General features: G+C 72.3%; 9 protein-coding genes. 6 read left to right on the top strand and 3 right to left on the bottom strand.

The features are described 5' to 3' along the window. Positions 1 to 68 precede the first annotated feature (68 nt). The gene (locus ACFU7Y_RS30150; RefSeq protein ID WP_380770296.1) at positions 69 to 1538 is read right to left on the bottom strand and encodes an MFS transporter; all 1470 of its coding nucleotides are present in this window, start codon (positions 1536 to 1538) and stop codon (positions 69 to 71) included. 102 nt (positions 1539 to 1640) lie between these two features. Between ACFU7Y_RS30150 and ACFU7Y_RS30145 the strand changes: the two genes are divergently transcribed. Beyond that, a complete protein-coding gene (locus ACFU7Y_RS30145) occupies positions 1641 to 2528 on the top strand; it encodes a helix-turn-helix transcriptional regulator (protein WP_224283277.1) in 888 nt (295 codons plus the stop codon). Position 2529: 1 nt separating this feature from the next. Here ACFU7Y_RS30145 and ACFU7Y_RS30140 read toward each other — a convergent pair whose 3' ends face one another. Beyond that, on the bottom strand, positions 2530 to 2916 hold the full coding sequence (locus ACFU7Y_RS30140; protein WP_380770295.1) for a hypothetical protein: 387 nt from the start codon (positions 2914 to 2916) through the stop codon (positions 2530 to 2532). A 100-nt stretch (positions 2917 to 3016) separates the two neighbouring features. Next, the gene (locus tag ACFU7Y_RS30135) at positions 3017 to 3541 is read right to left on the bottom strand and encodes a hypothetical protein (RefSeq protein WP_380770294.1); all 525 of its coding nucleotides are present in this window, start codon (positions 3539 to 3541) and stop codon (positions 3017 to 3019) included. Positions 3542 to 3676: 135 nt separating this feature from the next. Between ACFU7Y_RS30135 and ACFU7Y_RS30130 the strand changes: the two genes are divergently transcribed. From ACFU7Y_RS30130 to ppdK, 5 genes are all read left to right on the top strand, one after another. After that, entirely contained in the window at positions 3677 to 4891 is a 1215-nt protein-coding gene (locus ACFU7Y_RS30130; protein WP_380770293.1) for a histidine kinase, read from the top strand. After that, on the top strand, positions 4879 to 5523 hold the full coding sequence (locus ACFU7Y_RS30125) for a response regulator transcription factor (RefSeq protein WP_224282917.1): 645 nt from the start codon (positions 4879 to 4881) through the stop codon (positions 5521 to 5523). Before ACFU7Y_RS30130 ends, ACFU7Y_RS30125 begins: the two co-directional genes overlap by 13 nt. A 2-nt stretch (positions 5524 to 5525) precedes the next feature. Next, positions 5526 to 6356 (top strand): DUF4097 family beta strand repeat-containing protein, encoded by an 831-nt coding sequence (locus ACFU7Y_RS30120; protein WP_224282916.1) that lies wholly within the window; start codon positions 5526 to 5528, stop codon positions 6354 to 6356. A gap of 85 nt (positions 6357 to 6441) precedes the next feature. Beyond that, positions 6442 to 7611, top strand: coding sequence for a tRNA dihydrouridine synthase DusB (gene dusB, locus ACFU7Y_RS30115; protein WP_380770292.1), 1170 nt, complete (start codon positions 6442 to 6444; stop codon positions 7609 to 7611). Between the two features lie 564 nt (positions 7612 to 8175). Then, on the top strand, positions 8176 to 10884 hold the full coding sequence (gene ppdK, locus ACFU7Y_RS30110) for a pyruvate, phosphate dikinase (RefSeq protein WP_224282914.1): 2709 nt from the start codon (positions 8176 to 8178) through the stop codon (positions 10882 to 10884). The last annotated feature ends 139 nt before the right edge of the window (positions 10885 to 11023 follow it).

The following is an 11023-nucleotide window of genomic DNA, read 5'->3' as shown; positions in this document are numbered from 1 at the left end:
GTCGTACCGGTCGCGGGGCCGCTGCGATGACCGTGACCCGGCCGCCGCCGGGGCCCGGAGGCCCGGGGTCAGCCGATGGAGCGGGGGAGACGGGTGGTCAGGTAGAGGATGGTGAAGGAACCGAGGAGCTGGATGCCCAGGCAGAGGGCGAGGGCGCGGTCCATGCCGAGGACGGGGGAGAGGGAGAGGTAGAGGCTGCCGAGGGTGGCGACGCCGAGGGCGAGGCTGGACTGCTGGCCGGTGGCGAGGACGCCGCTGCCGACGCCGGCCCGGGCGGCGGGCACCTTGGAGAGGACGACCCGGAACAGCGGGGTGCCGATCAGACCCTGCCCGATGCCGGCGAGGGCGACGCCCGGCGCCATCCGCAGCGGGGAGACGTGCGCCCAGTCGGCCAGCACGGTCAGGGCGAGGGTGGCGAGGCCGGTGGCCTGGACGACGGCGCCGGCGCTGAGCACCCGGCTGCCCCAGCGGCCGATCAGCCGCGGGCCGGCGAGCGAGGCGGAGAAGTAGCCGACCGCCATCGGGACGAGCGCCCAGCCGGCCGCGACCGGGCCGAGCCTGAGGCCCTGCTGGAGGGCGACCGCGATGACGAACATGAAGCCGCCGAAGCCCGCGAAGTAGGGGAGCGCGATGCCGAGGCCGCGCCGCATCTCCGGGATGCGCAGCAGGGACGGTGGCACCAGCGGGATGTCCCCGCGCTGCTCGGCGCGGCGCTCGACGGCACCGAAGGCGACGGCGAGGACCGGGAACAGCGCCAGCAGCACCCAGGACCAGAGCGGCCAGCCGGCGGCGCGGCCCTCCATCAGCGGGATCAGCAGGGAGAGCAGCGTGGCGGTGAGCAGGACGGTCCCGGGGACGTCGACCCGGGCGGCCGTGGTGGCCTTGCTCTCCGGGACGTAGCGGACCGCGAGCACCACGGCGAGCAGCGCGAACGGCACGTTCAGCAGGAACACCGAGCGCCAGCCGGTGCCGAACAGGTCGGCGGCGACCAGCATCCCGCCGAGCACCTGCCCGATCACCACCGAGATCCCGCCGACCGCGCCGTAGACGCTGAGCGCGCGGCCGCGCCGGGCGCCCTCGGTGGCGGCGGTGATGGTGCCGAGCACCTGCGGGATCAGCAGTGCGGCCGAGGCGCCCTGGGCGGCCCGGGCGGCGACCAGGGACCACGCGCCGGGGGCGAGGCCGCAGGCCAGCGAGGTGAGGGCGAACGCGGCGGCGCCGACGACGAAGAGCCGGCGGCGGCCGTAGCTGTCGCCGAGCCGCCCGCCGAGGACGAGCAGCACGGCGAAGGCGATGCCGTAGCCGGCGGCGACCAGTTCGAGGACGGCGGGTCCGGCGGCCAGGTCGTGGTCGATCGTGGGCAGGGCGACGTTGACGATGAAGAAGTCGAGCATCGGCAGGAAGGCGCCGAGCAGGACGGTGACCAGCCCGGCGGTGCCGAGGCCGACGGGTCCGGGGGCGGAGGTACGGGTGGCCGCGGTGCCGGGGGTGGTGGCGGTGCGGCCCGGGGCGGGGGCGACAGCGAGTTGTTGGGTCACGGGTCATACGATCCGCCGCTCCGTACCCTGGTACCAGAGTGTGGTTATCCAGGTATAAGAAGTACCTGGCAACAGGCTGACGACTGTCGCATGCTGGGGAGCATGAGTCTGACGACCCCCGCCGCGCAAGCCCGTACCACCCCGGTCGGCCCGCACCCGGCCACCCCCGGTGAAGCCCGTCGGCACGAGCTGGCCGCGTTCCTGCGCAGCCGCCGCGAGCGCCTGGCGCCCGAGCAGGTGGGCCTGCCGATGACCGGCCGCCGCCGGACGCCGGGGCTGCGCCGGGAGGAGGTCGCGCAGCTCGCCGCGGTCGGGGTGACCTGGTACACGTGGCTGGAGCAGGGGCGGGACATCCAGGTGTCCACCCAGGTGCTGGACTCGGTGGCCCGGGCGCTGCTGCTGGACCCGAGCGAGCGCGCCCACCTGTTCACCCTGGCCGGCGCGGACGACCCGGTGCCGGTGAAGGAGTGCCCCTCGGTGACCCCGAGCGTGCGGCTGCTGCTGGAGCAGCTGGCGCCGTACCCGGCCATGGTGCTCAACTCCCGCTACGACGTGCTGGCGTGCAACGCCCAGTACACCGGGTTCGTCGGCGACCTCGACCGCATGGCCCCCGAGGACCGGAACCTGATGTGGATGGCGTTCACGCCCTCGTACTTCCGCGAGGTGCTGGTGGACTACCGCACCGAGCGCCTCGGCATCGTGGCCCGGTTCCGCTCGGCGATGGCCGACCACAGCTCGGAGCCGGCCTGGAAGGCCCTGCTGGCCCGGGTGCTCAAGGCCTCGCCGGACTTCGCCGAGCTCTGGCAGCGGCACGACGTGATGCGGCCGGGCAACGGCATCAAGCGCTTCCAGGTGCCCGGCGTCGGGCTGTTGCGCTGTGAGTACACCAACTTCTGGCTCAGCCCGCAGCTGGGGACACGGATGATCACGTACACCCCGCTGGACGACGAGACCCGCGCACTGATGGACGAACTGCCCACGGGGGGCTGACTCAGCCCCGCACCGCCGCGTCCCGCCCGAGCCGCAGGCACACCACGGCGAGCGGCAGTTCGATGCAGGAGGCCATGACCAGCGCGGCGAGCACCGCGTGGCCCGGCCCGGCGCAGGCGATGTCGGCCAGCGCGTCACCGGTGAGCAGCAGGGCCACCGCCGCGCCCGCCCACAGCGCGGCGGGGCTGCGCTGGCGCAGCAGCGCGTCCAGCGAGAGCAGGGCGGCGAACTCGGTGAGGTCGAGAACGACCCACGCGGTCTCGTGGCAGACGGCGAGGACCGCCAGCCACGGCAGCAGCGCGACCGCGGCCATGACCGGGACCTTGGCGAAGCGTGCGGGCAGGACGTAGGGGGAGGCGGGGCGGACGGTGAGGACGGCGGTGCTCATGCGCCCGCCTCGCTACGCTCGGCAGGGGCATTCGCCCATGCGCGCCTTTCGATGAATCTCCCCCAGCCTCCGGCCGGGGGGACCCCCATGCTTCGCTCGCTCATGCCGCACCCCGGCCCCGCACCCGCTCCAGCGGCAGCCGCTCGGCCGTCCCGCCCGCCGGGTGTTCGACCCGCACCGCGTCGAACGGCCCCTGCGCCCAGGCAAGCCAGAACCGCCCGGCCACCGTGACCACCTCGGCCGTCGACCGCACCCGGCGGAACGGCCGCCGCCCCGTGAACACCACCGCGGGCGCCGCACCGTCGGCGGCCAGCCGGCCCCAGGCCAGTACGTGCCGGCTCCGCCCGGCGGACGGGCAGTGCCGGGCCCCGCGCAGCAGGTGCGGGGCGAGCCGGGCGGCGACCACGACGTCGGTCAACTCCCCGTACTGGTACAGCTCCATCGCGGCCCGGCCGCGGCCGGACTCGACGCTGCGGACCGACCAGGGCCCGGCCCCGGCCGGCAGCGTCCCCTCCGGCAGCGTCCCCTCCGGCAGCGCGCCCTCCGGCGCCGGCGCTCCGGAAGCGCCCCCGGGGCCGGGCCGCCCGTGCGGCGGAGTGGCGGAGTGCGATGCAGTGCTCGTCATGCCCTCAAGCCTTCCGTTAGGACCCCCGTCCTGTCGGTGGTGCCCCACACCGAATCGGGGGTGTAGCTAGCTACACCCCCACCGGGAACCCCCCTTCATGGCGGCCCGTGATCATCGGGCCCTACGCTGTCCGGCATGCCTTCCACCACGTTGCGCCGAGCGCTCGTCAGGAGCCTCCGGCGCCCACCGTGGTCGCCCGAGGTCTGGCGGGACGTCCGCTTCACCGCCGCCGGAATACCCGTGGCGCTGCCGGTCTGGCTGGCCGTCACCGAGTCGCACCTGCTCTTCCCGGTGCTCGCCGCCGTCCTGGTCTGCGTCCGCCCGCTGACCGCCGTCCAGCGCAGCCGGCTGCGCTTCCTGCGCGGGGTGGAGGTGCCGCCGCTGCGGCCGCCGGCGGGGCGCCGGGCCTGGCTGCTGGGGATGACCTGGCGTCAGGTCCTCTACCACCTGGTGGCCGGTCCGCTGCTGGCGGCGGGCGCGCTGGTGGTGCTGTACGCCTGGGCGGCCGCCGTGGTGCTGGCCACCGTGTACGGATGGATCTGGCTGCTGCCCGCCGGCACCGAGCTGCGCACGGGCCTGGCCGGGGAGGACGTCCTGCTCACCGTCGGCGGGGTGCTGCTGCTGGCGGTGCTGCCGTTGTCGGGGACGCAGCTGGCCTGGCTGGAGGTGTGGGCGGCCCGGCGGCTGCTCGGCCCGGACCGGGCGGAGGCACTGGAGCGGCGGGTCGAGGAGATCGCCGAGAGCCGGGCCGGGCTGGTCGACGCGGTGGACGCCGAGCGCCGCCGGATCGAGCGCGACCTGCACGACGGCGCCCAGCAGCGGCTCACCTCCCTCGCGATGAACCTGGGCCTGGCCCGGCGCACCCTCAAGGACGTGCCGCCGGAGGTGATGCAGGTGATCGTCGACGCGCACGAGGAGGCCCAGGCTGCCATCGACGAGCTGCGCGACCTGGTCCGCGGCCTGCACCCGGCCGTCCTGGAGGACCGCGGCCTGGACGCGGCGCTGTCCGGCGTCGCCGCCCGGGCCCCGCTGCCGGTGCGCCTGGAGGTCGACCTCTCCGAGCAGGTCGCCCCGACCGTCGAGGCGGTCGCCTACTTCACCGTCTCCGAGGCGCTCACCAACGTGGCCAAGCACGCCAGGGCCAACCGGGTCGACCTCTCGGTGCGGACGGCCGGGGGGCGGCTGAGCCTGGTCATCAGCGACGACGGCGTGGGCGGCGCGGACCCCTCGCGCGGGACCGGGCTCACCGGCCTGCGCAAGCGCGCCGCCTCGGTCGACGGCACGCTGTCCGTTCTCAGCCCCCTCGGGGGCCCCACCACCATCACCGTGGAGTTGCCGTGCGTGCTGTGATCGCCGAGGACTCGGTCCTGCTGAGGGTCGGCCTGGTCAAGGTCCTGGAGGCGGTGGGCTTCGAGGTCGTGGCCGCCGTCGGGGACGCCACCGAACTGCTGGCCGCCGTCGAGGAGCACCGCCCGAAGGTGGTGGTGGCCGATGTCCGGATGCCCCCGGGGTACCACGACGAGGGGGTGAAGGCGGCGATGGTGATCCGCCGGCAGTGGCCGGACACCGCCGTCCTGCTGCTCTCCCAGTTCGTGGAGGAGCGCTACGCCGCGGACCTGTTGGCGACCAACACCAGCGGCGTCGGCTACCTGCTCAAGCAGCGGGTGGCCAACGTCGACGACTTCGTGGACGCGCTCCAGCGGGTCGCCGAGGGCGGCACGGCGCTGGACCCGGAGGTGGTCGCCCAGCTGCTGGTGCGCCGCCACCGGGACCCGCTGGAGAAGCTGACCCCGCGCGAGCGCGACGTGCTCGCCCTGATGGCGGAGGGCCGTTCCAACGCCGCGATCGCCGGCTCCCTGGTGGTCAGCGACAGCGCGGTGGCCAAGCACATCAACTCGATCTTCACCAAGCTCGACCTGCCGCAGGCCGAGGACAGCCACCGCCGGGTGATGGCGGTTCTGCGCTTCCTGGAGGTCGGGTAGCGGTGCGGGGGGTGAAGGCCTGGCGGGTCACCGGGACGGTCGTGATCGTCCTGGTCATGATCGTTGCCGGACTGCAGACCTGGTCGATGGCGGTGGAGCAGCGCACCAGCACCACCCGGCCGTACGACGTGGCGATCCACCGGGTCCGACTGGAGACCGGCAACGCCTCGGTCAAGGTGCGGGCCGGGCGGGAGGGCCACGTGGTGGTCCAGCAGCGTCTGGACTGGCTGGTGCGCAAGCCGGTGGTGTCCGCCGTCGTCGTCGACGGGGTGCTCACCGTCGGGATGCACTGCCGGCTGGTCCTGCCGTTCGTGGACTTCGGCTGCGGCGCCGAGATCGAGCTGGAGGTACCGGCCGCGACCGAGGTGACCGGGTCGGTGGGCTCCGGCTCCGTCCAGGTGGAGGGTCTGAGCGGGGACGTCGGGCTGGAGCTGACCTCCGGCCAGCTGCTGCTGTCCGACACCTCCGGGGACGTGACCGTGCACTCCACCTCCTCCGGGCAGGTGCAGGGCGGCAACCTGAGTTCTCGGCGGGTGACGGCACGGATGGGCTCGGGCACGGTGGTGCTGGACTTCGCCAAGGCCCCGCGCGAGGTGGACGCCACGGCCACCTCCGGCTCGGTGGAGATGACCCTGCCGAAGGACAGCCGGTACTCCTTCTCCAGCGAGGTCGGCAGCGGACACGGCCGGATCGACCCGCTGCTGTCGGACCCCGCCAGCCCGAACCGGGTGCACACCGCGGTCACGTCGGGGTCGATCTCGGTCCTCCCGTCGTCCGCGCGCTCGGAGCCGCCGGAGCCCCCGGAGCCGTCGCTTCCGTCGTCGGCTCCGTAGCGGGGGCCCCGGAGCGGGCGGAGACCGCTCACCCGGGTGGGGGACAATGGAGAGTCCCGTCCCCATCACCCGAGGTCAGCCGCGCATGACAGCCACGCCCGCACCCACCGCGTCCGACACCGAGTTCGCGCCGCTCGACATCGGCCCGATCCAGGTGTGGCCGCCCGTCGTGCTGGCGCCGATGGCCGGCATCACCAACGCGCCGTTCCGCACCCTGTGCCGGGAGCAGAGCGGTGGCCGCGGCCTGTACGTCTCGGAGATGATCACCACCCGGGCACTGGTCGAGCGCAACGCCAAGACCATGCAGCTGATCAAGTTCGACCCGAGCGAGAAGCCGCGTTCGATCCAGTTGTACGGGGTGGACCCGGTGACCGTCGGCAAGGCCGCCCGGATGATCTCCGAGGAGGGCCTGGCCGACCACATCGACCTCAACTTCGGCTGTCCCGTGCCCAAGGTCACCCGCAAGGGCGGCGGCTCGGCGCTGCCGTACAAGCGCAACCTGCTGCGCGAGATCCTGCGCGAGGCCGTCGCCAACGCCAGCGACCTGCCGGTGACCATGAAGATGCGCAAGGGCATCGACGACGACCACCTCACCTACCTGGACGCCGGCCGGATCGGCGCCGAGGAGGGCGTGGCCGCGATCGCCCTGCACGGGCGCACCGCCGCCCAGCACTACGGCGGGACGGCCGACTGGTCGGCGATCGCCCGGCTGCGCGAGTCCGTCCCGGCGCACATCCCGGTGCTGGGCAACGGGGACATCTGGTCGGCCGACGACGCGGTGCGGATGATGCGCGAGACCGGCTGCGACGGCGTGGTGGTGGGTCGCGGCTGCCTGGGCCGGCCGTGGCTGTTCAAGGACCTGGTCGCGATCTTCGAGGGCGACGTGGACTACGCCCGCCCAGACTTCGGCTCCGTGGCCGCGGCGATGGTGCGGCACGCGCAGCTGCTCGGCGAGTGGCTGGGTGACGAGGCGCGCGGCGTGATCGACTTCCGCAAGCACGTCGCCTGGTACACCAAGGGCTTCTCGGTCGGCTCCGAGCTGCGGGTGAAGCTCGCCGGCTCCTCCTCGTTGGCCGAACTGGCCGAAACCCTCTCCCAGGTGGAGCAGTCCCAGGGCTGGCCGGCCGGTGCGGACGGGCCGCGCGGGCGGACCAGCGGCAACAACCGGGTGGTCCTGCCGGAGGGCTGGTTGGACGATCCGTACGACTGCGCCCGGCCGGGCGCAGACGCCGAATCGGACACCTCCGGCGGATGATCTGTACGTGCCGGCAAAAAAGGCCCTTCGGGGTCGACTGCCACTAGGTCCCAGCCCTCTTGTCCATTCTGGACAAGAGGGCTCCTTTTCGGCGCCGTGTCATCACGGAGAGGGCATGCTTCCGGACACAGTGCGACGAGCGGCAGAGGCGGCCTGCGTTCGACCCGTGAGATGCGCTGGTGACGCTTGCCACATACGGTGGGAGCTGACGGTCTGTCGGTGGACGAAATGGACAGGTCGGCTGTGAATCGCTTCCCGAAGTCGGTCGGCCGGTGATCGGGCGATCCGGGTGCAGGAAATCAAGCCGGGGCGACGCCAAGGACCGGCGGTCGCTACCGTGCGTCCGGATCGTACGATCTCCGGGTTTGCATGCATTCAAGAGTTGAACGCTTGCTCGCGTCAGGCGGACGATTTCACCAACAGAGGTGAACGCCTTTATGCGCATTCGATCTAGCGGGTTACCTCTGGGTACCGACCTCGGGTGGCCTATTCAGGGCAGAGAAGTGCCTTCGAAATGGGTATGTTCTCCGGCGTCAGGGCAACCGCGTACGAGGAGACCGACCCGTGCCGTCCCAGCAGAAGTTTGTTTACTCCTTCACCGAAGGAAACAAGGACCTCAAGGACCTTCTTGGCGGCAAGGGCGCGAACCTGGCCGAGATGACCAACCTGGGCCTCCCCGTCCCTCCGGGGTTCACCATCACCACCGAGGCCTGCAAGGTCTTCCTGGAGACCGGCAGCGAGCCCACCTCCCTCCACGAGGAGATCAGCGCCCACCTGGACGCCCTCGAACAGGAGATGGGCAAGAAGCTCGGCCAGGCCGACAACCCCCTCCTGGTCTCGGTGCGCTCCGGCGCGAAGTTCTCCATGCCCGGCATGATGGACACGGTCCTCAACATCGGCCTCTCCGACGCCTCGGTGACCGGCCTCGCCGCCCAGTCGGGCAACGAGCGCTTCGCCTGGGACTCCTACCGCCGCCTGGTCCAGATGTTCGGCAAGACCGTGCTGGGCGTCGACGGCGAGCTGTTCGAGGAGGCCCTGGACGAGGCCAAGCACGCCAAGGGCACCACCAACGACCTGGACCTGGACGCTTCCGACCTCCGGGAACTGGTCGAGGTGTTCAAGGGCATCGTCGGGCGCGAGACCGGCCGGGCCTTCCCGCAGGACCCGCGCGAGCAGATGGACCTCGCCATCCACGCCGTCTTCCACTCCTGGAACGGCGACCGCGCCCGGCTGTACCGCCGCCAGGAGCGCATCCCGAACGACCTGGGCACCGCGGTCAACGTCTGCACCATGGTCTTCGGCAACCTCGGCGAGGACTCCGGCACCGGCGTCGCCTTCACCCGCGACCCCTCCACCGGCGCCCAGGGCGTCTACGGCGACTACCTGTCCAACGCCCAGGGTGAGGACGTCGTCGCCGGCATCCGCAACACCCTGCAGCTGTCGGAGCTGGAGAAGCTCGACAAGAAGTCGTACGACGAGCTGATGGCGATCATGCAGAAGCTCGAGAACCACTACCGCGACCTCTGCGACATCGAGTTCACCATCGAACGCGGCAAGCTCTGGATGCTCCAGACCCGCGTCGGCAAGCGCACCGCCGCGGCCGCCTTCCGGATCGCCGTCCAGCTGGTCGACCAGGGTCTGATCGACCTGGACGAGGCCCTGATGCGGGTCACCGGCGGCCAGCTCTCGCAGCTGATGTTCCCCCGCTTCGCCCCGAACACCGAGTCGCAGCAGATCGCCTGGGGCCTGGCCGCCTCGCCGGGCGCCGCGATCGGCAAGGTCGTCTTCGACTCGTACACCGCCGTCAAGTGGTCCCGCTCCGGGGAGAAGGTCATCCTGGTCCGCCGCGAGACCAACCCGGACGACCTGGACGGCATGATCGCCGCCGAGGGCATCCTGACCTCGCGCGGCGGCAAGACCTCGCACGCGGCCGTGGTCGCCCGCGGCATGGGCAAGACCTGTGTCTGCGGCGCCGAGGAGCTGGAGGTCGACACCAAGGCCCGCCGCTTCACCACCGCCGACGGCCGGGTGATCCAGGAGGGCGACGTCGTCTCGATCGACGGTGCCACCGGCAAGGTCTACCTCGGCGAGGTACCCGTTCTGCCGTCCCCCGTGGTCGAGTACTTCGAGGGCACCCTGCACGCCGGCGCCGACGTCCAGGGCGGACTGGTCCAGGCCGTGCACCGGCTGATGTCGCACGCCGACGGCCGCCGCCGGCTGGCCGTGCGCGCCAACGCCGACAACGCCGAGGACGGCTCGCGCGCCCGCCGCTACGGTGCCCAGGGCATCGGTCTGTGCCGCACCGAGCACATGTTCCTCGGCGAGGAGCGCCGCAAGGAGGTCGAGCACCTGATCCTGGCGGACAACGACAAGGACCGCGAGCTCGCCCTCTCCACCCTGCTGCCGCTCCAGAAGGGCGACTTCCTGGAGCTCTTCCAGGCGATGGACGGCCTGCCGGTCACGGTCCGTCTGCTCGACCCGCCGCTGCACGAGTTCCTGCCGGACATCACCGAGCTGTCGGTGCGCGTCGCCCTCGCCGAGGCCCGCAAGGACCCGAACGAGAACGACCTGCGCCTGCTCCAGGCGGTGCACAAGCTGCACGAGCAGAACCCGATGCTCGGCCTGCGCGGCGTCCGCCTCGGCCTGGTCATTCCCGGCCTGTTCGGCATGCAGGTCCGGGCCATCGCCGAGGCCGCCGCCGAGCGCAAGCTGGCCGGCGGGGACCCGCGTCCCGAGGTGATGATCCCGCTGGTCGGCACCGTCCAGGAGCTGGAGCTGGTCCGCGACGAGTGCGAGCGGGTGCTCGCCGAGGTCGCCCAGTCCACCGGCGTGACGCTGGAGATCAAGCTCGGCACCATGATCGAGCTGCCGCGCGCCGCGGTGACCGCCGGGCAGATCGCCGAGGCCGCCGAGTTCTTCTCCTTCGGCACCAACGACCTGACCCAGACCGTCTGGGGCTTCTCCCGGGACGACGTGGAGGCCTCGTTCTTCACCGCCTACCTGGAGAAGGGCATCTTCGGGGTCTCCCCGTTCGAGACCATCGACCGTGACGGCGTCGGCTCGCTGGTCAAGCACGCCGTCGAGGCCGGCCGGGCCACCCGCCCCGACCTCAAGCTCGGCGTCTGCGGCGAGCACGGCGGCGACCCGGACTCGGTCCACTTCTTCCACGAGGTGGGGCTGGACTACGTCTCCTGCTCCCCCTTCCGGATCCCGGTGGCGCGCCTGGAGGCCGGCCGCGCCGCCATCGAGTCGGCGGGCAGCGACTCGCGCTGAGGAGGGTAGGCATCCCCACCTCGCGCGGACTCGACTGACCGCTCAACCCTCCCGTCGGGAGGGCGTACACCGGAGCTCGGCGCAGGAGAACCGGCGTACGTGACACGGCCGGGCGGGAACGGACAACGGCGTCCGGCCC

The organism is Kitasatospora sp. NPDC057542 (genome assembly GCF_042801945.1).
GTDB lineage: Bacteria > Actinomycetota > Actinomycetes > Streptomycetales > Streptomycetaceae > Kitasatospora.
This window is presented reverse-complemented; position numbering and strand designations above follow the sequence as displayed.